21 protein-coding genes and 1 tRNA gene are annotated in these 23,971 nt (G+C 70.4%); 11 read left to right on the top strand and 11 right to left on the bottom strand.

Features of this window, described 5'->3' with window-relative positions; all coding sequences use genetic code 11:
• Positions 1–48 precede the first annotated feature (48 nt).
• Positions 49–753 carry a hypothetical protein gene (locus tag ABD292_RS35115; RefSeq protein WP_344215025.1) on the top strand — a complete coding sequence of 235 codons (705 nt, stop codon included), beginning with the start codon at positions 49–51 and terminating at the stop codon, positions 751–753.
• 103 nt (positions 754–856) lie between these two features.
• Here the strand turns inward: ABD292_RS35115 and coaE are convergent, their stop codons facing one another.
• From coaE to polA, 6 genes are all read right to left on the bottom strand, one after another.
• On the bottom strand, positions 857–1,459 hold the full coding sequence (gene coaE, locus ABD292_RS35110) for a dephospho-CoA kinase (RefSeq protein ID WP_344215023.1): 603 nt from the start codon (positions 1,457–1,459) through the stop codon (positions 857–859).
• A 9-nt stretch (positions 1,460–1,468) separates the two neighbouring features.
• Positions 1,469–1,957, bottom strand: a complete 489-nt coding sequence (locus ABD292_RS35105) for a GNAT family N-acetyltransferase (protein ID WP_344215080.1) — start codon at positions 1,955–1,957, stop codon at positions 1,469–1,471.
• Between the two features lie 27 nt (positions 1,958–1,984).
• The gene (locus ABD292_RS35100; protein WP_344215021.1) at positions 1,985–3,139 is read right to left on the bottom strand and encodes an epoxide hydrolase family protein; all 1,155 of its coding nucleotides are present in this window, start codon (positions 3,137–3,139) and stop codon (positions 1,985–1,987) included.
• 131 nt (positions 3,140–3,270) lie between these two features.
• Positions 3,271–4,749 carry a 30S ribosomal protein S1 gene (gene rpsA, locus ABD292_RS35095; RefSeq protein ID WP_091075891.1) on the bottom strand — a complete coding sequence of 493 codons (1,479 nt, stop codon included), beginning with the start codon at positions 4,747–4,749 and terminating at the stop codon, positions 3,271–3,273.
• A 192-nt stretch (positions 4,750–4,941) separates the two neighbouring features.
• Positions 4,942–6,051 carry a polysaccharide deacetylase family protein gene (locus ABD292_RS35090; RefSeq protein WP_344215018.1) on the bottom strand — a complete coding sequence of 370 codons (1,110 nt, stop codon included), beginning with the start codon at positions 6,049–6,051 and terminating at the stop codon, positions 4,942–4,944.
• A gap of 109 nt (positions 6,052–6,160) precedes the next feature.
• Positions 6,161–8,851, bottom strand: a complete 2,691-nt coding sequence (gene polA, locus ABD292_RS35085; RefSeq protein ID WP_344215016.1) for a DNA polymerase I — start codon at positions 8,849–8,851, stop codon at positions 6,161–6,163.
• Between the two features lie 104 nt (positions 8,852–8,955).
• Between polA and ABD292_RS35080 the strand changes: the two genes are divergently transcribed.
• The 6 genes from ABD292_RS35080 (at position 8,956) to ABD292_RS35055 (ending at position 14,251) form a co-directional block, all read left to right on the top strand.
• On the top strand, positions 8,956–9,327 hold the full coding sequence (locus ABD292_RS35080) for a PaaI family thioesterase (RefSeq protein ID WP_344215078.1): 372 nt from the start codon (positions 8,956–8,958) through the stop codon (positions 9,325–9,327).
• A 418-nt stretch (positions 9,328–9,745) separates the two neighbouring features.
• The gene (locus tag ABD292_RS35075; protein ID WP_344215014.1) at positions 9,746–11,035 is read left to right on the top strand and encodes a branched-chain amino acid ABC transporter permease; all 1,290 of its coding nucleotides are present in this window, start codon (positions 9,746–9,748) and stop codon (positions 11,033–11,035) included.
• 12 nt (positions 11,036–11,047) lie between these two features.
• Positions 11,048–12,034, top strand: a complete 987-nt coding sequence (locus tag ABD292_RS35070) for a branched-chain amino acid ABC transporter permease (RefSeq protein WP_344215012.1) — start codon at positions 11,048–11,050, stop codon at positions 12,032–12,034.
• A gap of 85 nt (positions 12,035–12,119) precedes the next feature.
• Positions 12,120–12,998, top strand: coding sequence for an ABC transporter ATP-binding protein (locus ABD292_RS35065; RefSeq protein WP_344215076.1), 879 nt, complete (start codon positions 12,120–12,122; stop codon positions 12,996–12,998).
• Complete coding sequence (locus ABD292_RS35060) at positions 12,995–13,789, top strand: ABC transporter ATP-binding protein (RefSeq protein ID WP_344215010.1); 795 nt, start codon at positions 12,995–12,997, stop codon at positions 13,787–13,789. The genes ABD292_RS35065 and ABD292_RS35060 overlap by 4 nt, the downstream gene beginning before the upstream one ends.
• Positions 13,790–13,876: 87 nt before the next feature.
• The gene (locus tag ABD292_RS35055) at positions 13,877–14,251 is read left to right on the top strand and encodes a hypothetical protein (RefSeq protein ID WP_344215008.1); all 375 of its coding nucleotides are present in this window, start codon (positions 13,877–13,879) and stop codon (positions 14,249–14,251) included.
• Between the two features lie 86 nt (positions 14,252–14,337).
• Here the strand turns inward: ABD292_RS35055 and ABD292_RS35050 are convergent, their stop codons facing one another.
• Positions 14,338–15,645, bottom strand: coding sequence for an ABC transporter substrate-binding protein (locus ABD292_RS35050; RefSeq protein ID WP_344215006.1), 1,308 nt, complete (start codon positions 15,643–15,645; stop codon positions 14,338–14,340).
• A gap of 187 nt (positions 15,646–15,832) precedes the next feature.
• Here ABD292_RS35050 and ABD292_RS35045 point away from each other — a divergent pair, with 187 nt between their 5' ends.
• Positions 15,833–16,672, top strand: coding sequence for a hypothetical protein (locus ABD292_RS35045; RefSeq protein WP_344215004.1), 840 nt, complete (start codon positions 15,833–15,835; stop codon positions 16,670–16,672).
• A 3-nt stretch (positions 16,673–16,675) separates the two neighbouring features.
• Here the strand turns inward: ABD292_RS35045 and ABD292_RS35040 are convergent, their stop codons facing one another.
• Positions 16,676–17,980 (bottom strand): ABC transporter substrate-binding protein, encoded by a 1,305-nt coding sequence (locus ABD292_RS35040; protein ID WP_344215002.1) that lies wholly within the window; start codon positions 17,978–17,980, stop codon positions 16,676–16,678.
• Between the two features lie 205 nt (positions 17,981–18,185).
• The gene (locus tag ABD292_RS35035; protein ID WP_157383121.1) at positions 18,186–18,767 is read right to left on the bottom strand and encodes an ANTAR domain-containing response regulator; all 582 of its coding nucleotides are present in this window, start codon (positions 18,765–18,767) and stop codon (positions 18,186–18,188) included.
• Between the two features lie 111 nt (positions 18,768–18,878).
• Between ABD292_RS35035 and ABD292_RS35030 the strand changes: the two genes are divergently transcribed.
• The 3 genes from ABD292_RS35030 to dapD all read left to right on the top strand — a co-directional run bounded on the left by ABD292_RS35030 (position 18,879) and on the right by dapD (position 20,527).
• Positions 18,879–18,961, top strand: a tRNA-Leu gene (locus ABD292_RS35030).
• Between the two features lie 136 nt (positions 18,962–19,097).
• On the top strand, positions 19,098–19,520 hold the full coding sequence (locus tag ABD292_RS35025) for a pyridoxamine 5'-phosphate oxidase family protein (protein WP_329580257.1): 423 nt from the start codon (positions 19,098–19,100) through the stop codon (positions 19,518–19,520).
• 44 nt (positions 19,521–19,564) lie between these two features.
• A complete protein-coding gene (dapD, locus tag ABD292_RS35020; protein WP_344214999.1) occupies positions 19,565–20,527 on the top strand; it encodes a 2,3,4,5-tetrahydropyridine-2,6-dicarboxylate N-succinyltransferase in 963 nt (320 codons plus the stop codon).
• A 56-nt stretch (positions 20,528–20,583) separates the two neighbouring features.
• Here the strand turns inward: dapD and pyk are convergent, their stop codons facing one another.
• Positions 20,584–22,014, bottom strand: a complete 1,431-nt coding sequence (pyk, locus tag ABD292_RS35015) for a pyruvate kinase (protein ID WP_344214997.1) — start codon at positions 22,012–22,014, stop codon at positions 20,584–20,586.
• Positions 22,015–22,197: 183 nt separating this feature from the next.
• Positions 22,198–23,847: a S8 family peptidase gene (locus ABD292_RS35010; protein ID WP_344214995.1), complete on the bottom strand. Its 1,650-nt coding sequence runs from the start codon at positions 23,845–23,847 to the stop codon at positions 22,198–22,200.
• Between the last annotated feature and the right edge of the window lie 124 nt (positions 23,848–23,971).

Genomic DNA, 23,971 nt, shown 5'->3' with positions numbered 1-23,971 from the left:
AGCATCGCGAAGGGGATGGACGATGGTTACCTGCCGGAGGCTGGGCTCGTGACCGCCGCACCCGACCACACCGGACCTGGCGACGCGGGCCTGGTCGCGGCAGCGGATGAGGTCGCGGGTGGGCGGGAGGTCATGCCCAAGCGGGCCGCCGTACCGATGCCATGGACGCGGCACTCGGGCACCGGCCCGGCGCGGGAGGGCGAGGGCCGCTCGCAGGCCGCCAAGACGGCCGCCGTGGCGGTGGGCATGGTGCTGCTGACCCTGGCCGGGGTCCTGATCGGCATCCCGGCGTTCCGCACGACACTGGACCCCGTGCCCTATCCGGGCTCGGTGCCTCCGACGCCGCCCGCCGCGGCACTGCGCCGCAGCCCCGCCGCCACCGCACCGCCGTCGGCCACCCCGCCGCCGCCCGTGAACGCCGCACCCGTCACGACGCCCGCCGCGCCCGCGACGCCCGCCGCGCCGCCTTCGTCGCGGCTGTCGTCACAGCCGGTCGCGACCGCGACCTACCCGACCACGCCGGGCATCGTCCGACCGCAGGGGGCCCGCAACCCGCGCGCCCGCACCGCCCGCCCGCGCGCCATCCGCCCCCAGCCGGTACGCCCCAGAAAGAGATCCGTGGTCCTCGGCACCAGCGAGGACTCGGGAACCCCCGCCCCCACGACCACCACGACGCCCCCGGACGCCACCCTCACCCCGGCCCCGCAGGTCCCCGGCCGCTTCAAGGGCCAGGCAGCCGGCGGAACTTCGTGATCGCCAGGAGACCGGCCCGGGGCCCGTCTCCTAGCGACCATCCCGGAGGCCGGCTCAGGAACCCGTCCCTGACCAGCCCAGGCACCCCCAGCCGGCGGACCGGTCAGCCGCGCGCGCCTCGCCGCAGCAGCTCGCCCCACACCTCGGCCACCCGCGCATCCAGCTCCTCCAACGCCCCTTCGTTGGCGATGACGATGTCGGCGACCGCCAGCCGGTCCTCCCGGCTGGCCTGCGCCGCGATGCGCGCCTTGGCGTCGGTCTCGGCCATGCCGCGATGCTCGGCGAGCCGCCGGATGCGCACCTCGTCGGCCGCGTCCACGACGATCACGACGTCGTACATGGGGGCGAGCTTGTTCTCGACCAGCAGCGGCACGTCGTAGACCACGACGGCGTCGCCGGGCGCGTCCGACTGCAGCTGCGCCACCCGCTCCCCCACGAGCGGATGCACGATGCCGTTGAGCACGGCCAGCTTCTGGGAGTCGGCGAAGACGATCGAGCCGAGCTTCTCGCGGTCGAGCTCCCCGTCGGGGCGGAGCACCTCCTCGCCGAAGGCCGCGACCACCCGCGCCAGCCCGGCCGTGCCGGGTTCGACGACCTCGCGTGCGATCTTGTCGGCGTCGATCACGACCGCTCCGTGAGCCGCGAGCCGCCTGGACACCTCACTCTTGCCGGATCCGATGCCGCCGGTGAGCCCAATCTTCAGCACCGCTGAAGCCTATCCACGATGGCCGGACGGCGCACGACCGGAAGGCTCCGCCTCCCGGCGCAGGTGGACCATCGTCAGGTGGTCGTCCATCCGCTCGCGGTGCGTCTCCCGGTAGCCCAGACGCCGGTAGAGCTTGAGGTTGCCCGCCGACAGGTGCCCGGTGAACAGGTCGAACGCCGTCGCCTCCGGCACCTGCTCGTGCAGCGCCCGCAGCAGCGCCGTGCCGAGGCCCTGCCCCTGCAGGTCGGGGGCGACGACCAGCCGCCCGACCAGGCAGGTGGTGCCGGCGAGCTGCCCGCGTACGGCGCCGACGATGCGGCGCCCGCCGTCGAGCGCCTTGAGCACGACGGCGCCCTCGATGACCTTGCGCACCTGCTCCAGCGACTCGACGAGCGGCGGGATGTAGGGGTCGCCGTAGAGCTGGGCCTCGCTCACGTAGGCCGCCCGTTGCACGGTGAGGATCTCCCCGGCGTCCGCCGGCACCGCCCGTTCGATGATCACGCCGTCACCCTACCGGCCGGGCGCTCACGGCCGGAGGAGGACCTCGAAGAACTCCCGTACGCCGGTCACGACCGACCCGGGCGCGGCCATCGCCACCATGTGGCTCGGGCTCTCCCCGTCGCCCCAGTACACGACGTCGTTGCCGCGCGCGGCGATGCGGCGCAGCAGGTCGGGTCCGCCGTGCGTGGCCCCGGTGGGCACGGCCCGCTGGTCGACGGGCATGCCGGCGGCGCCCTCGTAGTACGTCCAGGAGGACGAGCCGCCGGTGCCGGTGAACCAGTACAGGCTGGCCGTGGTCAGCAGCAGGTCACGGCCGATCGGCTCGGCGACGGGGCCGTTCCGCTCGGGCCAGCCGTCGAACTCCTTGAACCGCTCCACCAGGTACGCCAGCTGCGCCACCGGCGAGTCGGCGAAGCCGTGGGCGAGCGTCTGGGGCCGGCTCGCCAGGTAGGGGCCGTACCCGCTGCCGCCGGCCATCCGCTCCCCCAGCATCTTCAGCCAGCCCAGCTCCTCCTCGCTCGCCCCTTCCAGCTCGGCGGGGTCGCCGGTGGGGACGCCGAGGCCGGAGGTGATCACCGCCCCGATCACGTGCTCGGCGTCGAGGGCGGCGAGCCGCGCCGTGACCAGCGCGCCGGCGTCGTTGCCGTGGGCTCCGTAGCGGTCGTGGCCGAGGCGGCGCATCAGCTCGGCCCAGGTGCGGGCGACCCGGTCGACGCTCCACGGCCGCTCGTCGGCGGGCTCGGGGAACGGCGAGAAGGCGAAGCCGGGCAGGGACGGCGCGACGACGTGGAAGGCGAGGGCGGGGTCGAGCCCGTGGGCGCGCGGGTCGGTGAGCGGCCCGAGCACGTCGAGCAGCTCGGCGACCGTGCTCGGCCAGCTGTGCGTGATGATCAGCGGCAGCGCGTGCGGCTCCGGCGAGCGCACGTGCAGGAAGTGCACCCGCTGCCCGTCGATGTCGGTCGTGAACTGCGGGAAGGCGTTGAGCCTGGCCTCCTGGGCCCGCCAGTCGAAGGTCTCGGCCCAGTGCTCGGCCAGCTCCCGCAGGTGGGCGACGGGCACCCCGCGGTCCCAGCCGCCGGGAAGCTGCGCGGCCCAGCGGGTGCGCCGCAGCCGCTCGCGCAGGTCCTCGAGGTCGGCCTGGGGGATGTCGATGCGGAACGGCGTGATCGTTTCGGTCATGGAACGAACAGTAGGAGGACATGCGGCAAGGATCTTTCCGCAATCAAGCGAGAAGACCGATGACACGCGAAAAGCCCCGCACGAACCCGTGCGGGGCTTTTCGTTACCGCCTACTCCTGGGAGCTAGAGCCTCAGCTCTGGCCGCCCGCGAGCTTCTCGCGCAGGGCCGCGAGCGCCTCGTCCGAGGCGAGCGCGCCGGCCGCCGGAGCGGACGAGGAGCTCTGCTGAGCCTGGGTCTCGCCGCCGTAGGACGTCGGAGCGCCCTCGCCGGCCTCGGCCTCGGCCTTGCGGGCCTCCTCGATCTGCTTGCGGTGGGCCTCGAAGCGCTGCTGGGCCTCGGCGTACTGCCGCTCCCACTCCTCACGCTGCTTGTCGAAGCCTTCGAGCCACTCGCCCGTCTCCGGGTCGAAGCCCTCGGGGTAGATGTAGTTGCCCTGGTCGTCGTAGGTCGCGGCCATGCCGTAGAGCGTCGGGTCGAACTCGACCTCGGCGCCCACGCCCTCGTTGGCCTGCTTCAGCGAGAGGCTGATGCGGCGACGGTCGAGGTCGATGTCGATGATCTTGACGAAGATCTCGTCGCCGACCTGGACGACCTGCTCCGGGATCTCCACGTGGCGCTCGGCCAGCTCGGAGATGTGGACCAGGCCCTCGATGCCCTCCTCGACCCGGACGAACGCGCCGAACGGCACCAGCTTGGTGACGCGGCCCGGCACGACCTGGCCGATCTGGTGGGTGCGGGCGAACTGCTGCCACGGGTCTTCCTGGGTGGCCTTGAGCGACAGGGAGACGCGCTCGCGCTCCATGTCGACGTCGAGGACCTCGACCGTGACCTCCTGGCCGACCTCGACGACCTCGGAGGGGTGGTCGATGTGCTTCCAGGACAGCTCGGACACGTGGACCAGGCCGTCGACGCCGCCGAGGTCCACGAACGCACCGAAGTTGACGATCGAGGAGACGACGCCCTTGCGGACCTGACCCTTCTGGAGGGTGTTGAGGAAGGTCTGGCGGACCTCCGACTGCGTCTGCTCGAGCCAGGCGCGGCGCGACAGGACCACGTTGTTGCGGTTCTTGTCGAGCTCGATGATCTTGGCCTCGAGCTCGCGGCCGACGTACGGCTGCAGGTCGCGGACCCGTCGCATCTCGACCAGGGACGCCGGGAGGAAGCCACGGAGGCCGATGTCGAGGATGAGACCACCCTTGACGACCTCGATGACGGTGCCGGTGACGATGCCGTCCTCGTCCTTGATCTTCTCGATCGTGCCCCAGGCGCGCTCGTACTGGGCGCGCTTCTTGGACAGGATCAGGCGGCCCTCCTTGTCCTCCTTCTGGAGAACCAGGGCCTCGACGTGTTCGCCGACCTCCACGACGTCAGCAGGGTCGACATCGTGCTTGATCGAAAGCTCGCGCGAGGGGATGACACCCTCGGTCTTGTAGCCGATATCGAGAAGGACCTCGTCTCGATCGACCTTGACGACGGTGCCCTCGACGATGTCGCCGTCGTTGAAGTACTTGATGGTCTCGTCGATCGCGGCGAGGAAGGCTTCCTCGGACCCGATGTCGTTGACCGCTACCTGCGGGGTGCTCGAGGTGGCCTCAGTGCTGGACGTCATGTGTGGAATTGCTCCGAACGCGGACAGGATGTCGATGTGGCGGACGCGCGGCAGGCCCTCTTCCGCATCAAGCCGAGGAATTACGACATCGACGTGACCGAGCGCGAGCCCGCTCCGTCTGAGGCGCGCGCGAGCCCACAGCGCAGCGATCAGCATATGAGACCAATGCCACGGGGTCAATCCAGGGCGAGGTCAGTAGGCGATGACCTGGAGCCCTCGCTTGGGGATGATATTACCCCTCGCCGCCCGGGGGATGGAGATCCGCTCCGGGTCCCCGTCGGAGACGTAGCGCTTGCCGGGATGCTTGTCCAGCCACTCCAGCCAGTACTGCGAGCACCATTTGCGGCACTCGCCCTTTTTGCCGTTGCTCTGGATCCGCTGGATCGCGCCCCGGTCGAAACTTTTCGCGTAGGGCGAAACCGAGGGCTCGGCCCCGGCGAGGAACACGCCGGCGAAATCATAACGGGTCCCGTCCCATGATCCGGTCCTGGCGACCTTCTTGCCGTGGGGCATCGACCCGTACGGCAGCGCCATGGTGCGCGACGGCGGCGCGCCGAGCTTCTTCAGCAGCCGTTCGATCCGGCCGATCTGCTCGCGGACCTTGCGCTTGCGCAGGACCCGCAGGTTGGGGTGGCTCCAGGTGTGGTTGGCCACCTCGTAGCCGTGCTCGTTCAGCCAGCGCAGGGCGGCCGCCTGCGCGGCCTCGTCACGCAGCCCGAACGGCTCGTGGTTGATCCAGAACGTGGCGGTCGGCCGGAACGACGGGTAGCGGGCGGCCACCTCCTGGATGATCGCCACCGCGGTGCCGGGCGCCGGGTTGCCGTTCGCGTCCAGCGCGAAGTGGCTCGGGTGCCCGTCGTCGAAGGTCAGCACGACCGGGTAGCGGCCCGCGGGCACGTGGATGTCGCCCGTGGCGAACTCGGCGGCGGTGATCGGCACGTAGCCCTCGCGGGCCAGCCGTTCCAGCTCCTTCCTGAGCTGGTCGGGGGTGCGGTCGATGGAGGCGAGCCGCTTACGCTGGATGCGGTGGTACATGAGGACCGGCACCAGCCCCGCCTCGTTGGCGCGCACCTGCCGGGCGAACTCGGGCGTGGCCACCACCCCGGGCGGCTGCCCGGGCGGGGTCGCCGGGGCGTCGGCGGGGGCCGTGGACGGCGGGCTCTCCTCGACCTTCCCGGCGGAGGCCGGGCCGGCGTGCGGGACCTCCTGCGCCGGCATGAGACTGAGCCCGATGACCGCCACGGTGACCACGACGACGTTCGCGAGGCCGATGATCTTCGTGGAGGACGCTGGTAACCGCACAGAACTCCCGTGCCGCTAGGGGAAGCCGACACTCCACCCTAGTCCAGATCTGTACGGAAACCGGTGGCCCCGGGCGACATGCCGCCCCCCGGGGCTCCCGGACCGCGGGTCAGTGCCCGGCGTCCTCCCAGGTGCGCCCGACGCCCACGGAGACCTCCAGCGGCACCCGCAGGTGGTAGGCGGCGTTCATCTGGTCGCGCACGAGCTGCCTGAGCGCCTCCAGCTCGCCCGGCGCCACCTCGAACACGAGCTCGTCGTGGACCTGCAGCAGCATCCGCGAGGCCAGCCCCTCCTCCCGGATGGCCTGGTGCACGTGGAGCATGGCGACCTTGATGATGTCGGCCGCCGAGCCCTGGATCGGCGCGTTGAGCGCCATCCGCTCGGCCATCTCGCGCCGCTGCCGGTTGTCGCTGGTGAGGTCGGGCAGGTAGCGGCGGCGGCCCATGATCGTCTCGGTGTAGCCGTCGGCGCGCGCCTGGGCCACGATGGCGTGCAGGAAGTCGCGCACGCCGCCGAACTCCTGGAAGTATTCCTCCTTGAGCGCCCGCGCCTCGGCCACCGGGATGTTGAGCTGCCCGGACAGCCCGAAGTCGGACAGTCCGTAGGCGAGGCCGTAGTTCATGGCCTTGATGCGCGCCCGCAGCTCGCCGTCGATCTGCTCGGGCGGCAGGTCGAAGACCCGGGCCGCGGTGGCCTGGTGGAAGTCGTGGCCGGACTCGAACGCGGCGATCAGCGACTCGTCGCCCGACAGGTGCGCCATGATGCGCAGCTCGATCTGGCTGTAGTCGGCCGTGAGCAGCGTCTCGTAGCCCTCGCCGACCGTGAAGCCCTGCCGGATGCGGCGGCCCTCGGCGGTGCGGATCGGGATGTTCTGGAGGTTGGGCTTCTCGGAGGAGAGCCGGCCGGTCGCGGCGATGATCTGGTTGAACGTCGTGTGGATGCGCCCGTCGTCGGCGATCTCCTTGATCAGGCCCTCGACCGTGGTGCGCAGCTTCTGCTGGTCGCGGTGGCGCAGCATGATCGTCGGCAGCTCGTGCTCGGTCTGGGTGGCGAGCCAGGCGAGCTGGTCGGCGTCGGTGCTGTAGCCGGTCTTGATCTTCTTCGTCTTGGGCAGGTTGAGCCGGGTGAACAGGATCTCCTGGAGCTGCTTGGGCGAGCCCAGGTTGAACTGCTCGCCCACGGAGCGGTGCGCCTCCTCCACGGCGTGCTTGACGGCCGAGCCGAACTCGGCCTCCAGCCCGGTGAAGTAGGCGCTGTCGACCGCGATGCCCGCGCGCTCCATCTCGGCCAGCACGGTGAGCAGCGGCAGCTCGACGTCGTCGAGGAGCTGGGTGCCGCCGCGCCCGGCCAGGAACCGCTCCAGCGCCTCGGCCAGCTCGCGCACCACGTGGGCGCGCAGCGCGAGGTCCTTGGCGGGGGCGTCCTCGTCGTCGCCGAACAGCGCGGCCTGCCCGTCGGACTCCTCCTCGGCGCGCAGGTCGCGGTTGAGGTAGCGGCGGGCGAGGTCCTCGAGGGCGAAGGTGCGCTGGCCGGGCATGGCGAGGTAGGCGGCCAGCGCGGTGTCGCAGCTCAGGCCGCGCAGGTCCATGCCCTGCGCCCACAGGGCCAGCAGCGGGCCCTTGGCGTCGTGGACGGCTTTGGGCCTGCTCTCGTCGGCCAGCCAGGCCCGCAGGGCCGTCTCGTCGGCCTCGGTGAGCTTGACCGGGTCGATGTGGGCGGCGGTGCCGTCGGGCGAGGCCACGGCGATGGCGTCGATGCGGCCGGTGCCGCTGCCGTAGGCGCCCTTGACGGCGAGCCCCGCGCGGCCCTCCGGCATGGCGGCCAGCCAGCCGGCCACCCGGTCGGGGCCGAGGATCACGGTCTCGACCTCGAAGCCCTGGTCGGGCTCCTGCTCGCCGGTGCCGAGCACCTTGAACACCCGCTCGCGCAGCTCGCCGCGGATCTGCAGGGTGTCGAAGAGCTTGTTGACCTCCTCGCGCTCCCACGCGCCCTGCCTGAGCTCGCCGAGCTCGGCCTCGACCGGCACGTCGCGCAGCAGCTCGGTGAGCCGGCGGTTCATCAGCACCTGGGCGACGTGGTCGCGCAGCTTGTCGCCGACCTTGCCCTTGACCTCGTCGACCCGGTCGACGAGCGCGGTCAGCGTGCCGAACTCGCGCACCCACTTGGCCGCGGTCTTCTCGCCCACGCCGGGGATGCTGAGGAGGTTGTCGCTGGGGTCGCCGCGCAGCGCCGCGAAGTCGGGGTATTGGACGGGGGTGAGGCCGTATTTCTCCTCGACGGCCTCGGGCGTGAACCTGGTCATGTCGCTGATGCCGCGCCGGGTCATCAGGACGGTCACGTGCTCGTTGACGAGCTGCAGCGCGTCGCGGTCGCCGGTGACGATGAGCACGCTCATCCCCTGCTCCGACGCGCGGGTGGCGAGCGTGGCGATGATGTCGTCGGCCTCGAAGCCCGCCTTGGACAGGCGCGGGATGCGCAGCGTGTCGAGCAGCTCGAAGATGAGCTGCATCTGGCCGCGGAAGTCCTCCGGCGTCTCGCTCCTGTTGGCCTTGTAGTCGGCGTATTCCTCGTGCCGGAACGTGGGCTCGGACCGGTCGAAGGCCACGGCGACGTGGCTCGGCTGCTCGTCGCGCAGGACGTTGGTCAGCATCGAGGTGAACCCGTAGACCGCCTCGGTGTGCTGACCGTCGGAGGTCATGAGGTTGGCGTCCTTGAGCGCGTAGAAGGCGCGATAAGCCAGGGAATGCCCGTCAAGCAGCAGCAGGCACGGACGGCTGGGGGTCACTTCACTCTTCGGCACGTACGCAGCCTAGTCTGCCCCTGCGACAGAAAACCTGAGCTCGGAAGAGTGGAGGCGTCCCCTTGACGCAGACCAACCCGCTTGATCTCCCGCTGCTGAGCGGCATGCACGACGGCACGCTGGCGAGCCGCGTGGGCATCGAGTTCCTGGAGGCGGGCCCCGACCGGGTGGTGGGCCGGATGCCGGTGGAGGGGAACACGCAGCCGTACGGGCTGCTGCACGGCGGCGCCTCCGTGGTGCTGGCCGAGACCCTCGGCTCCGTGGCCGCGGCGATCCACGCCGGGCCGGGGCGCATCGCGGTGGGCGTCGAGATCAACGCCACGCACCACCGTTCGGCCCGTTCGGGGCACGTGACGGGCGTGGCGACGAAGTTGCACGCGGGGCGGACGCTGGCGACGTACGACATCGAGATCACCGACGAGGAGGGCCGGCGGGTGTGCACCTCCCGCCTCACCTGCATGCTGCGCGACGCCTGAGGCTTTTGCCGTACTTTTGCCCAGCGGTCACTTCGCCCGATTCTTTGCGCATCGCCCCCGCGGGTCGCTACGGTGGTCCGAACGCGAGCCCGCGGGGGCGGCCCGGTAGATAACGTGTACGGCCGGCGATGCCTGCACGGCCCCAAAGGCCGCCCCCGCGGGCTCGTCCATACCTACCGTGATTTCGTTATCGTTCCGTTCCTTCCGGCCGCCAGGTGTCTTCCCCCATTTAGCCCCTGACCTGCCAACTTGATTCCTCACATGAGTGACACCGTGTTGTCACTAATTGGTGACGAACGATACTGAAACGGGCGTCACGGCAATAGGCTCCCGCCATTGCATCCCAGTTGTGCCTGCGATGCGCGCGTGTCGAGATGGAGGGGCACCACCCCGCCTTGACCTACTTGAGGGAGCACCATTGCGCAGAGCCGTGATCGCGTTCACGGCCTTCCTGGGTGGACTCGTCTTCCTGCTGGCCGGGCCCGCACACGCGGGCCCCGCCGACTGCCAGGGGCTGAAGGGAACACTCAAACTCCAAGGCCAGCCAGTGAACGGCGCCAAAATCTCGGTGACCACCGAGGGCGGACAACCCGTCCAGGAGGTTACCTCGAACGCTCAAGGCACTTGGGACGTTCAGGTCGACAAGCCGGGCAAGTACAAGGTCACTCTGGACCCCGGCTCGCTTCCTCAGAACAGCCAGGTCCGCGGCGGCAACAACGTCCGCACGCCGACCGTCTACGAGGGCAACTGCTCCACCGTGCTGTTCGCGCTCGAGGCCAAGGGCGCCGCCGCCGGCCCCGAGCAGGAGGCCACCGGCGAGAGCTCCTTCTGGGCCCAGGCCGCGCAGCTCGCCTTCGAGGGGCTCAACCTCGGCCTCATCATCGCCCTGGGGGCGCTCGGCCTCTCCCTCATCTACGGGACCACCGGCCTGACCAACTTCGCCCACGGTGAGCTCGTCACCTTGGGCGCTGTCCTCGCCTACGCCTTCAACGTCGGATTCAGCATCCAGCTCATCCCGGCGGCGATCATCGCGGTCGTGGTGGCGGGGGCGCTGGGCTACGGCCAGGACCGCTTCTTCTGGGGGCAGCTCCGCAAACGCGGCACCGGCACGATCGCCATGATGATCATCTCGATCGGCGTCGCGATCCTGCTGCGCAACCTCATCCAGTTCTTCTTCGGGCCGCAGACCGAGACCTACACCGACTACAACACCCAGACCGGCATCCAGCTCGGCCCGATCAGCGCCGCCCCCAAGAACCTCTGGGCCATGGGCATCGAGCTCGCGGTGCTCATCGTCGTGGGTCTCGCCCTGATGAAGACCCGCACCGGCAAGGCCGCCCGCGCCGTGGCCGACAACCCGGCGCTCGCCGCCTCCTCCGGCATCAACGTCGACCGCGTCATCCGCATCATCTGGACCGGCGGCGGCGCCATCGCCGCGCTGGCCGGCGTCATGCTCGGCCTGTCGCAGTCGCTGAAGTTCACCATGGGCCAGGACATCCTGCTGCTCATCTTCGCCGGCGTCACGCTCGGCGGGCTCGGCACCGCCTTCGGCGCGCTGGTCGGCTCGCTCGTGGTCGGTGTGTTCATCCAGGTGTCCACGCTGTGGGTGCCGCCGGAGCTGAAGTCCGTCGGCGCGCTGGTGGTGCTCATCGTCGTGCTTCTCTTCCGGCCGCAGGGCATCCTCGGCCGACGCGAGCGGATCGGGTGACGGGGGTAACACATGGACTGGCTCACGATTTTCACCACCACCGTCCACGCCGCCATCGGCTGGGAGACCATCGTCTACGGTCTGGCCGCGATCGGCGTCAACATCCACTTCGGCTACACCGGCCTGCTCAACTTCGGCCAGGCGGCGTTCATGGCCGTGGCCGGCTACGGCCTGGCCGTCACCGTCACCGTGCTCGACCTGCCCTTCTGGGTCGGCATCTTCGTCGGCCTGGGGGCCGCGGTGCTCCTGGCGCTCCTCATGGGCATCCCGACGCTGCAACTGCGCGCCGACTACCTGGCGATCGTCACCATCGCCGCGGCCGAGATCATCCGGCTGATCTTCCGTTCGGTGCAGTTCAAGGGGGTCTTCGGCGGCTCTGACGGCCGGCGCGGCTTCAACGGCGACTTCTACGCCATGAACCCCTACCCCGAGGGCCGCTACGGCATCGGCGCGATCGTCTTCGACGAGCGCACGCTGTGGCTGCTGACGGTCGGCTGGATCGTCGTGCTGCTCGCCTGCGGGCTGGTCTACCTGCTCATGAAGAGCCCGTGGGGCCGCGTGCTGAAGGCCATCCGCGAGGACGAGGACGCCGTGCGCGCGCTCGGCAAGAACGTCTTCTCGTACAAGATGCAGTCGCTGGTGCTCGGCGGCGTCATCGGCTGCTTCGGCGGCTTCTTCTACGGCCTCTACAACGGCGCCGTGCAGCCCGACGTCTTCGGCACCGAGATGACGTTCTTCGCCTACACGATCGTCATCCTCGGCGGCGCCGCCCGCGTCTTCGGCCCGGTCGTCGGCGCGATGATCTTCTGGGTGCTGTTCGTCTTCGTCGGCAACCTGCTCGCCGAGCTGGTGGCCAACGGCTACATCCCGTTCATGACCAGCATCCAGGTGGGCCCGATCCGCTACGCCCTGGTCGGTCTGGGCTTCATCCTGCTGCTGATCGTCCGGCCGCAGGGCATCTTCGGTGACAAGAGGGAGATCGCGATCAATGCGCGATGACACCATGGATGAGACGACCGGCGGGCCGGAGGACGCCGCGGTGACCACCACGCGTAAGGCCGCGGCCCTGGCGGCGTTCAAGGACATGGCCCGCGAGCCGGGCGTGCCCAAGCCCGACCCCATCCTCGTCGTGGACAAGGTCGTGCGCCGCTTCGGCGGCCTCACCGCCGTCGACGTCGAGCACGTGGAGGTCCAGCGCGGCTCCATCACCGCGCTGATCGGCCCCAACGGCGCGGGCAAGACCACTTTCTTCAACCAGCTCACCGGCTTCGACACCGCCGACGCCGGCACCTGGACGTTCAACGGCCGCACGATGAGCGGCGTGCCCGCCCACAAGGTGGCGCGCGCCGGCATGGTCCGCACGTTCCAGCTCACCAAGGCGCTCTCCCGGCTGACCGTCATGGAGAACATGCGTCTCGGCGCCCAGCAGCAGAAGGGCGAGAGCTTCTGGCGGGCCCTCGTGCCCGGCTTCTGGCGCTCCCAGGAGCAGGAGATCACCGAGCGGGCCGAGGAACTGCTGGTCCGGTTCAAGCTCGACGCCAAGCGCGACGACTTCGCCGGCTCGCTCTCCGGCGGCCAGCGCAAGCTGCTGGAGATGGCGCGGGCGCTCATGGTGGGCCCCGAGCTGGTCATGCTGGACGAGCCCATGGCGGGCGTGAACCCGGCGCTGACGCAGTCGCTGCTCGGCCACGTCAAGGACCTGCGCGAGCAGGGCATGACGGTGCTGTTCGTCGAGCACGACATGGACATGGTGCGCGACATCAGCGACTGGGTCATCGTCATGGCCCAGGGCGCGGTGATCGCCGAGGGCCCGCCCTCGACGATCATGTCGGACGAGCGCGTGATCGACGCCTACCTCGGCGCGCACCACGACGCCCCGCTGTCGGACACCGAGCTCCAGGCCCAGCTCCACGAGGCCGAGGCCGAGCTGGAGGCCGAGATCGAAGAGGAGACGCAGAAGTGAACGCCGTCCCGGAGCCGGCCGAGTCCAACGCGGCGGTCACCGACCGCAGCGCGCACCTGGAGGGCGCCGAGAACGCCCTCCTGCGCTGCGACGAGCTGATCGCCGGCTATCTGCCGGGCGTCAACATCCTCAACGGCTCCGACCTCTACGTGGCGGAGGGCGAGCTCATCGGCATCATCGGCCCCAACGGCGCCGGCAAGTCGACGCTGCTCAAGGCCATGTTCGGGCTGGTCAACATCCGCAGCGGCACGGTGCTGCTGAAGGGCGAGAACATCACGAACATGAAGGCCCACGCGCTGGTCTCGCGCGGCGTCGGCTACGTCCCGCAGACCAACAACGTCTTCCCCAGCCTCACCATCGAGGAGAACCTGGAGATGGGCGCCTTCCAGGTGCCGGGGAAGTTCAAGGAGCGCTTCGAGTTCGTGGCCGAGCTGTTCCCCGCGCTGAAGGAGCGGCGCAAGCAGCGCGCCGGCTCGCTGTCCGGCGGTGAGCGGCAGATGGTGGCGATGGCGCGGGCCCTGATGACCGAGCCGTCGGTGCTGCTGCTCGACGAGCCGTCGGCCGGTCTGTCGCCCAAGCTGCAGGACCTGGTCTTCATCCAGGCCCAGCAGATCAACAAGGCCGGCGTCACCGTCATCATGGTCGAGCAGAACGCCCGCCGCTGCCTGCAGATCTGCCACCGGGGCTACGTCCTGGACCAGGGCCGCAACGCCTACACCGGCACCGGCAGGGAGCTCGCGAACGACCCGAAGGTGATCCAGCTGTACCTCGGCACGCTCGCCAAGGCGTAATTCCCCCAGAACGGCTGAGGAGCTCCCACGGAGCCCCTCAGCCGTTTTTTAATGGGCGATGTGAAACGCTTAGCGACAGTCGCGCTCATGCTGCCCGTCCTGCTCCTGGGCTGCCAGGACGACGCCTCCTCCGCGCCGAGATACAGCACCGGCGGCGACCCCACCGACAGCCCCTGCGCCCGGGTGGTCTCCGCCATCGGGTACGCCGGCCTGCTGCTGGAGCCGAAGGGCCAGGAGGACCGGCAGCGCTTCGAGGACGCCGTGATCGGCCGCCTGGCCGAGGCCCGCGGCATCACCCTGCAGTTCGGCGCCCGGCTGCCCGCCTCGCTCAAGGGCGACGTGGCGGCGCTGGAGTCGGCCACCGCCGGGCTCGCCAGGAACGACGTGCCGCGGGAGCGCCAGGTGGCGCTGCTGAGGGAGTACCGCGCGGCGGCCGACCGGATCGTCGCCGGCTGCCGGTGAGGCCCCTGCCGGGCGGTTCCAGGGACGCGGAAGGGCCCGGCCGTGGCGGCCGGGCCCTTCGTCTCAGCTCGTCTCAGCGCTGGTGATCAGCCGGCGATGTTGCCGGTGCGGTACTCGATCGCCTTGCTGCCGTACTTGTTGTCGTCGCCGTACTCGTAGATGCCGATGGTGGCGACGGCCGGGTCACCGGCGTCGTTGAACTCGACCGGGCCGCTGACGCCGTCGTAGTCGATGTCCTTGCCGGCCTTCAGCAGGTCGACGCACTCCTTGAAGCTCTTGCACTTCTCGCCGCCCTTGCTGACCTCGGCCAGCTTGGCGGCGATGTCCGCGCCCGCGTCGCTCTTGGCGGCCTCGGCGGCCAGCGCGATCAGGTTCGCGGCGTCGTACGACTCGGGGGCGTAGCTGAAGTCCTCGAGCTCCTTGTCGACCTCGAGGAGCTTCTTCTGGAACTCCTCGGGAGCGGCCGCGCCGGGGATGGTGCCCTTGACGCCCTTGAGGGTGCCCTTGGGCATCTTCAGGTAGTTCGTGTTGGACGTGTTGCCGTCCACCATGTACCACTTGTGCTTGCTGGCCGGCAGGCCCTGCTTGACGAGCTCCTGGATGACCTTGGAGGTCTCCTCGAAGCCGATCAGCACGATGGCCTTGGGGCTCTTGGACTTGATCTTGGTGACCTCGGCCGAGAAGTCGGCGGCCTTCGGGTCGTAGTCCACCCGCTCGACCACTTCGGCGCCGCCGTCGGTGACGGTCTTCTGGACCTGGTCGGCCAGACCCGTGCCGTAGGAGTCCTGCATGGCGAAGATGGCGACCGTGTCACTGCCGTCGGCCACGATCAGGTCACCGAGCACGCGGCCCTGGAGCTTGTCCGGGGGCGCGGTGCGGAAGTACAGGCCCTGGTCGTTCAGGGTGGTGAACTTGTCAGAGGTGTTGGCGGGCGAGAACTGCACCACGCCGGCACCCGTGATCTTGTCGACGACCGACTCCGACACCGAGGAGGAGGCGGCGCCGACGATCGCGTCGGCCTTCTGCGCGAGGAGCTTGTCCACCGACTGCGAGGCGATGTTGGTCGTCGTGTCGCCCGAGTCGGTGTCGATCTTGGCGACCGGCTTGCCCAGCACGCCGCCCGCCTCGTTGATCTCCTTGATGGCGAGATCGACGCCGGCGAACTCGGGCGGGCCGAGGAACGCGAGGTTCCCGGTCTGGGGCAGCAGGGTCCCGATCGTCAGCGTACCGTCGCCCTTCGTCGCGGCCGGGGCCGACGACGAGGCGGCGGGAGCGGCCGAAGACGGCGAGGTCTCCGAGGCGGTGTCGCCGCCGCCACCGCCGCAGGCTGTCAGGGTCAGGCTGGTGGCAGCCAGGACAGCCAGCGCCCGCCCCACGGGAGCAATGCGGATCATGAAGTGTCTCCTTCATTTCCAGGCCGGGATTCGTCAGCAGGCCGAGCGTTCCCGATCGAATGGTGGAAACGTACAAAACCGCCGCACGCCCGAACCAGATGCGCCGAACAACTGTCGGCACTTGGATGCGGAGTCGTAATCAGTCCTCAACTTACGGAGCTGGTCAGGCGTGTTTAGGGTGCGGCAGGTGAAGCGCATAACGCTGTCCCTCGCTCTGGCGGCCTCCCTCGCCGCCTGCGGCTCCCCGGAGCGGCCCGACACCACGCCTCCCCCTGGGCTGTCGGTGTCGCTGGCCCAGTGGCGGTCCGACGAGCCGGCGCACCGGCTGCAGATCGCGGTACGCAACGCCACGGACACGCCCGTCCACTTCGCCGACGTGCAGCTCGTCACGCCGTCGTTCAAGACGCTGGCGCCGGCGAGGGCCGACACCACGCTCGGCCGTACGGAACGGACGGACCTGCCCGCCCCGTACGGCGCCGCCAACTGCCCGCCCCAGGGGCTCCCCCAGGTGCGGCCGGCGACCGTCGTGGCGCGGCTCAGCACCGGCGGCGGCCCGCTGCGCACGGTCGTCTTCCCGGTGCCGCACCCGGACCCGCTGCTGGCCAGGCTGCTGCGCGACGAGTGCTCGGAGTTCCTCATCAAGCAGGTCGCCGAGGTCGCGTTCGGCCCGCAGTGGACGGAGTCGGACGGGACCATGCGCGGCAGCGTCGTGGTCACGCGGCGCGGCGCCGGGAAGGTGACGCTGACCGACATGGGCGGCACGACCCACTACATCGTCACGCCGGAGCGCCGGCCGCTGGGGACGCTGGAGCCGGGGGCGTCGCGGCTGGAGGTGCCGGTGACCCTCTCGCCCGGCCGCTGCGACCCGCACGCCTTCGCCGAGGCCAAGAAGGCGTTCCTGTTCCCCGTGCGGGCCTCGCTCGACGGCGGCGAGGCCCGCGTGATCATCGTGGTGCCGCCCGAGCCGCTGCAGGAGCGTCTCACGCGGTGGGCGCGCGAGACGTGCGGCCTGGGCGGCGGCTCGTAACCGTCAGCCGGCGATGTTGCCGGTGCGGTACTCCTCGGCCTTGCCCGGGTACTTGTTGTCGTCGCCGTACTGGTAGACGCCGATGGTGGCCACCGCGGGGTCGCCGTTGTCGTCGAACTCGATCGGGCCGCTCAGGCCCTCGTAGTCGATGTCCTTGCCCGCCTTCAGCAGGTCGGCGCACTCCTTGAAGCTCTTGCACTTCTCGCCGACCTTGCTGACCTCGGCCAGCTTGGCGGCGATGGAGGCGCCGCTGTCGTCCTTGGCGGCCTCGGCGGCCAGGGCGATGAGGACGGCGGCGTCGTACGACTCCGCGGCGTAGGTGTAGTCCTCAAGCTCCTTGTCGACCGTGAGCAGCCGCTCCCTGAACGCGTCCGGGGCCTCGGCGCCGGGAATGGTGCCCTTGACGCCCTTGAGGGTGCCCTTGGGCATCTTCAGGTAGTTGGTGTTCGACATGTTGCCGTCCACCATGTACCACTTGTGCTTGTCGGCCGTCAGGCCCTGCTTGACGAGCTCCTGGATGACCTTGGAGGTCTCCTCGAAGCCGATCAGCACGATGGCCTTGGGGTTCTTGGCCTTGATCTTCGTCACGTCGGCCGAGAACTCGGCGGCCTTCGGGTCGTAGTCCACCCGCTCGACGACCGTCGCGCCGCCCTCCTCGGCGGTCTTGGCGATCTGGTCGGCGAGGCCCGAGCCGTAGGAGTCCTGCATGGCGAGGATGCCCACGGTGTCGTTGCCGTCGGCCACGACGAGGTCGCCGAGCACGCGGCCCTGGAGCTTGTCCGGGGGCGCGGTGCGGAAGTACAGGCCGTTGTCGTTGACCGTGGTGAACTTGTCGGAGGTGTTGGCGGGCGAGAACTGCACCACGCCCGCGCCGGTGATCTTGTCGATGATCGACTCCGACACCGAGGACGAGGCGGCGCCGATGATGGCGTCGGCCTTCTGGCCCAGCAGCTTGTCCACCGACTGCGAGGCGATGTTCGTGGTGGTGTCGCCGGAGTCGGTGTGGATCGCCTTCACCGGCTTGCCGAGCACGCCCCCGGCCTCGTTGATCTCCTTGACGGCCAGGTCCACCGCGGCGAACTCGGGCGGGCCGAGGAAGGCGAGTGAACCGGTCTGCGGCAGCACGGTGCCGAGCGTCAGCGTGCCGTCACCCTTGGCGGCGGCCGGCGCCGAGGACGCCGGCGCGGACGAGGACGCGGTCTCCTGCGACGCGGCGGTGTCGTCGGCGCCGCCGCCACAAGCCGTCAGAGCGAGGCTCGCCGCGGCCGCGACGGCCAGGACGCGGCCCGCTGGAGCGATGCGGATCATGTAAAAGGTACTCCCTGTATGCGCCGGCGGGGTTTCGCCCCCGTTGACGTTTTGCAAGCTCAGCATGCCCGGATTGGGCGCTTCGCGCAGTTTTAACGCGGCTTTTATACAGAGTTGTGATGTCCGAAACGTGGCGGGCGGGGACAGCCGGAAGCCGGGGGTTCCTCCCCGGCTCCTGCCGGGCGTGACTCGCGGGCTCCGCCGCTCAGCGCTTCTCGGCGTCGTCGATGACGATCTGGGCGACCTCGCGCATGCTCAGCCGCCGGTCCATCGACGCCTTCTGGATCCACCGGAACGCCTGCGGCTCGGTCCAGCCGTGCTGCGCCATGAGCTGGCCCTTGGCCCGCTCCACCAGCTTCCTGGTCTCCAGGCGCTCGGACAGGCTGGAGACCTCGGCGCTCAGCGCCACCATCTCCTCGTGCCTGCTGACCGCCATCTCGATGGCCGGCACCAGGTCGGCCTTGGTGAAGGGCTTGACCAGGTAGGCCATCGCGCCCGCGTCGCGGGCTCGCTCGACCAGGTCGCGCTGGGAGAAGGCGGTCAGGATCAGGCACGGCGCGATGCGCTCGGAGACGATGCGCTCGGCCGCGGAGATGCCGTCGAGCACCGGCATCTTGACGTCGAGGATCACCAGGTCGGGTTTCAGCTCGGCGGCCAGCCGGATCGCCTGCTCGCCGTCGCCGGCCTCGCCCACGACGACGTAGCCGTCCTCCTGGAGCATCTCCTTGAGGTCGAGGCGGATCAGGGCCTCGTCTTCCGCGATCACTACTCGCCGCTGCGTACTCACGAGCAGAAGAGTACCGACGTCCGGTAGATTAGATCCACGCTGGCACCCCTGCTGCTGATCAACTTGTGGCGGTAGGATGTACCGTCGATCCGGACAAGTCCGGATTTTTCGGCCGGAATGATGGAATGGCAGACATGGACGCCTCAAAAGCGTCTGCTCGAAAGGGCGTGCGGGTTCGAATCCCGCTTCCGGCACCCTCCCCGGGCCAGCCCCTCACCCCCGGGCCCCACGCTTCCTCCTGACCCACCTTGATTCACGCCTGCCCCTGATTCACGGCGGCGCGCCGCGGGAATAGCCGTTGCACGAACGATCAGCACGGGGGTGGGCGACATGTCGTTGAGCGTGGCGGCACGGGAGGAGTTCCTGGCGGAGGCGCACATCGCGAGCCTGGCCGTCGAGGCGGGCGAGGGCCGGGCGCCGCTGACGGTGCCCGTCTGGTACGACTACGTCCCCGGCGGCGACGTCCGCTTCCTGACCGACGGCGAGTCGGTCAAGGCCAAGCTCATCGCCAAGGCGGGCCGCTTCTCCCTCCTGGTGCAGCGCGGCAGCCCCACCTACCGCTACGTCTCCGTCGAGGGCCCGATCGTGCTGTCGAGCCCGTCCACGCTGGAGGACCTGACCCGCATCTCGGCCCGCTACCTGCCGCCCGAGGCCGTGACGGGCTACGTGCACGGCTCCGACCTGCACGCGCTGGTGACGTTCCGGATGCGGCCCGAGCGCTGGCTCGCGGCCGACCTGGGGGCGCTCGCCTGAGGCGGCTCCGCCCCGCAGCCTCCCCAACCGGTATTTTTGGCCCTGTGACTGCTATCGATCCCACCTCGACCGGCGCCCACGGCGTCGGCCTCGCGACCATCGCCGCCGACGGCACCGTACTCGACACCTGGTTCCCCTCCCCCGCGCTGGGCGAGGCGCCGTTCTCGGGCACCGAGCGGCTGTCCGACGACGAGGCCGGCGAACTGGCCTCGCTGACGGGCCCCGACCCGGCGCGCGGCGTGGAGGTGGTGGCGGTGCGCACGGGCATCGCCAAGCTCTCCGAGGCCCCGGTCGACGCCCACGACGTCTACCTGCGCCTGCACCTGCTGTCCTGCCGCCTGATCCGGCCGCACGGGGCCAACCTGGACGGCGTCTTCGGCCTGCTGGCCAACGTCGTGTGGACCAACTACGGCCCGTGCCCGGTGCCGGACTTCGAGCGGACCCGGCTGCGGCTGCGCGCCCGTGGCCCGGTCACGGTGTACGGGGTGGACAAGTTCCCCCGCATGGTCGACTACGTGCTGCCGTCCGGGGTGCGGGTCGCCGACGCCGACCGCGTCCGGCTCGGCGCCCACCTGGCGAGCGGCACCACGGTCATGCACGAGGGCTTCGTCAACTACAACGCCGGCACCCTGGGCTCGTCGATGGTCGAGGGCCGGATCTCGGCCGGCGTCGTCGTCGGCGACGGCTCCGACGTCGGCGGCGGCGCTTCGATCATGGGCACGCTGTCGGGCGGCGGCAAGCACGTCATCTCCGTCGGCGAGCGCTGCCTGCTGGGCGCGAACGCCGGCATCGGCATCTCGCTCGGCGACGACTGCGTGGTCGAGGCCGGCCTCTACGTGACGGCGGGCACCAAGGTCGCCCTCCCGGACGGGAAGGTCGTCAAGGCGGCCGAGCTGTCGGGCGCCGACGGCATCCTGCTGCGCCGCAACTCGCGTACGGGCGCGGTCGAGGCGGTGCCGCGCACGGGCACCGGCATCGAGCTCAACGCCGCCCTGCACGCCAACTGAGCGCCGACGGCGCCCCGGCTCGCGCTGTCGCGGGGCCGGGGCCGCGCCGTCAGAGGTCAGTTGGCGTGCGAGACCGCCGAGCCGATGGTGTGGACGCGCAGGGCGTTGGTGGAGCCGGGGGTGCCGGGAGGCGAACCGGCCACGATGACCACCTTGTCGCCCTTCTCCAGCCGCCCCAGCGACAGCAGCGACGCCTCCACCTGCCGCACCATGTCGTCGGTGTGGTGCACGAACGGCACCTGGAAAGTCTCCACCCCCCAGGTCAGCGAGAGCTGGCCGCGCACGTGCGGCGCCGAGGTGAAGGCGAGCAGCGGGATCGGCGAGCGGTAGCGGGCCAGCCGCCGCGCGGTCTCGCCGGACATGGTGAACGCGACCAGCGCCTTGGCGCCCACGATCGCGCCGACCTCGGCCGCGGCCCGCGCGATGGCGCCGCCCGTGGTCTCGGGCATGCGCTCCAGCGTGTGGGTGGCGTGCAGGGACGACTTCTCGGCGGCGCAGGCGATGCGGTCCATCGTGGAGACGGACTCGATCGGGTAGTTGCCGACCGACGTCTCGCCGGACAGCATGACCGCGTCGGCGCCGTCCATGACGGCGTAGGCCACGTCGGAGGCCTCGGCCCTGGTCGGACGGGGCGCGTTCATCATGGAGTCGAGCATCTGCGTGGCGACGATGACCGGGCGGGCCTTCTCGCGGCACAGCTCGATGATGCGCCGCTGCACGATCGGCACCTGCTCCAGCGGCAGCTCCACGCCGAGGTCGCCGCGGGCGACCATGATGCCGTCGAACGCCTCGACGATCTCGGGCAGCCGGTCGACGGCCTGCGGCTTCTCGATCTTGGCGAGCAGCGGCAGGCGCACGGCCTCCTGCTCCATGATGTTGCGCACCACGTCGGCGTCGGACGGGCGGCGCACGAACGACAGGGCGATCATGTCGAAGCCGGTGCGCAGCGCCCAGCGCAGGTCGGATTCGTCCTTGTCGGTGAGCGCGGGCGCGCTGACGTTGACGCCGGGCAGGTTGAGGCCCTTGTTGTCGGAGATCATGCCGCCGATGACGACGCGGGTGATGATCCGGTCGCCGTCGACCCTGGTCGCCTCCAGCACGAGCCGGCCGTCGTCGACGAGGATCGTGTCGCCGGGACGCACGTCCTTCGGCAGGCCCTTGTAGGTGGTGGAGACCTGCTCGCGGTCGCCGGGGACGTCCTCGGTGGTGATGGCGAAGACGTCGCCGAAGCCGAGCCGGACCGGGCCCTCCTCGAACGTGCCGACGCGGATCTTGGGGCCCTGCAGGTCGGCGAGCACGCCTACACCGCGGCCGAGATCGGCCGCCACCCGCCTCACCCGGTCGTAGACCTCCCGGTGCAGATCGTGGTTTCCGTGGCTGAGGTTGAACCGGGCCACGTCCATCCCCGCGGCGATGAGCTCACGGAGACGCTCCTCGGAGGAGGTGGCCGGACCTAGGGTGCAGACGATTTTCGCGCGACGAGTCACGAGTCCTACCTTAATTGGTACAGACCACTTGGCAGTCACCGACGACGGAGAACGTAGCCCGCGGAGGAGAACAGCACGCGAACGGCGAGCCTGGAAAGCGTCAAGTTCGTGTGCCGCTCCGGTTGAACGACGCCTTCAATCTAGTGGCCGACGGGGCCGGGAGGCGGCACCCCGCGCCGCGCATCACGGCGTGAAGGTGACGGCCTTCCAGGCGTCCACCAGGCCGTGGCCGTAGAAGCCGTTGTCGGCCGTGTCGCCCTCGCAGACGTGCGTCTGGGTCTGGCCGTAGATCTGGTAGACGTGCCGGCGGGGCGTCGGACAGGGTTTGGGGTCGGCGCTCGCGTAGAGCAGCTTCTCGACGGTGGCCGGGTCGAGCGTCAGTCCGCCGCCGGGCGCGGGCTTGCCGAAGCGGCTGACGAGCAGGGCGGCGACGCCGGTCGCGTGCGGGGCGGCCATCGAGGTGCCGTCGAGATACTGGTAGTAGGAGCAGGCGCCGCGGGTGCAGTCGCGTACGACGTCGGCGCCCTTGGGCGCGCCGTCGGCGCCGATGCGGCCGGCGGCGCGCAGCACGTGCTCGGGGGCGGCGGCCAGGATGGAGCGGGTGGCCTTGGCGCCCTTGCCGTCCGTGGCGTCGCCACCCGGCGCGGCCACGTCGGTCTGCTCGACGCCGTAGTCGCTGTAGACGGCCTTGCGCCCGGACGGGCCGAGCGCGGAGACGGAGACGACGCCGTCGGACTCGGCGGGCACGTTGAGGCAGGTGTTGTCGACCTTGCGGGCCTTCGCGCTGCCCTCCGGGTAGCCGGGACTCTTGTCGTCGACCGTGGGACGTCCGAGGTCGGTGGACCCGTTGCCGAGCGCCGAGACGATGGTGACGCCCTTCTTGCGGGCGTAGTCGATGGCGCGCTGCATGCCGGTGACGATGGCCTGCTGCTCCAGCTGCTCCTTGCGGCTGTCGGCCGGGTTGCGGGCGCAGTTGAACAGCCAGGGGTCGACGTAGTAGCTGAGGTTGGCCACGTCCACGCCGATGTCGCCGGCGTAGGCGAGCGCGTCGAGGCTCGGCTTGAGGAAGAAGAAGCCGGAGTCCTGGCCGGCCCGTACGTTGACCAGCCGCACGCCGGGCGCGACGCCGGCGATGCCGATGCCGTTGATCGGGGAGGCGATGGTGCTGGCCACGTGGGTGCCGTGGCCGTCGTCGTCCTGGTCCACCGGGTCCTTGCAGCCGGCCGCCTCGCACGGGCCGTCGAGGGTCTCGCCGTTCTCGTCCTTGGGCCGGTCGGTGACGAAGTTGCGGCTGAGCGCGCGGTCGAAGTTGGGGGCGATGTCGGGGTGCTTGCCGTCGATGCCGGTGTCGATGACGGCGACCAGCACGTCCTTGCTGCCGGGGTTCTTGGCGTTGGCGCGGTCGGCGCCGATCATGCGCATGTCCCACTGGCGGCCGGCGAGCGGCTCGCCCGCCGCGCGCCCGGCCTTGAGCACGCCCGCGTCGGGGAACGAGCGGACGGGCTCGGCGGTGGCGTGGCCGATGCTGCGGTCCTGGGAGACGCCGACGACGGCGGCGTCGCCGCCCACGGCCTCGGCGAAGCCGTCACGGCCGCCCGTGGCCAGGATGTAGCCGAGCCTGGCGTCCTCGCTCACCTTGGCGCCGCCGGCGTGCGTGACAGCGTCCAGGGCCTGCCGCTGCCGGCCTTCGGCGTAGAACACCAGGTAGTCGGCCCGCGGGCCGACGGCCTGCGTCTGGGAGCGCTGGGGGCGCTGCTCGGCGGGGGTGCCGGGAGCGCAGGCGGCGAGCCCGAGGAGGGCCAGTGCCGTCACCCCGGAGGCGACTCGCCGCATCGTTCCCCCCACATCTCGAAGAATGCTCATCTTTCCGACAGTCAACCGTCGATGCCACCAACTAGCCAAATTAGGGCTACACACGACGGAGCGGGCTCCCCGGAGGGAACCCGCTCCACGAGAA

Source organism: Nonomuraea bangladeshensis (assembly GCF_039529455.1).
GTDB lineage: Bacteria > Actinomycetota > Actinomycetes > Streptosporangiales > Streptosporangiaceae > Nonomuraea > Nonomuraea bangladeshensis.
Note: the sequence above shows the minus strand (reverse complement) of the source record. Positions and strands in the feature narration are given on the sequence as shown.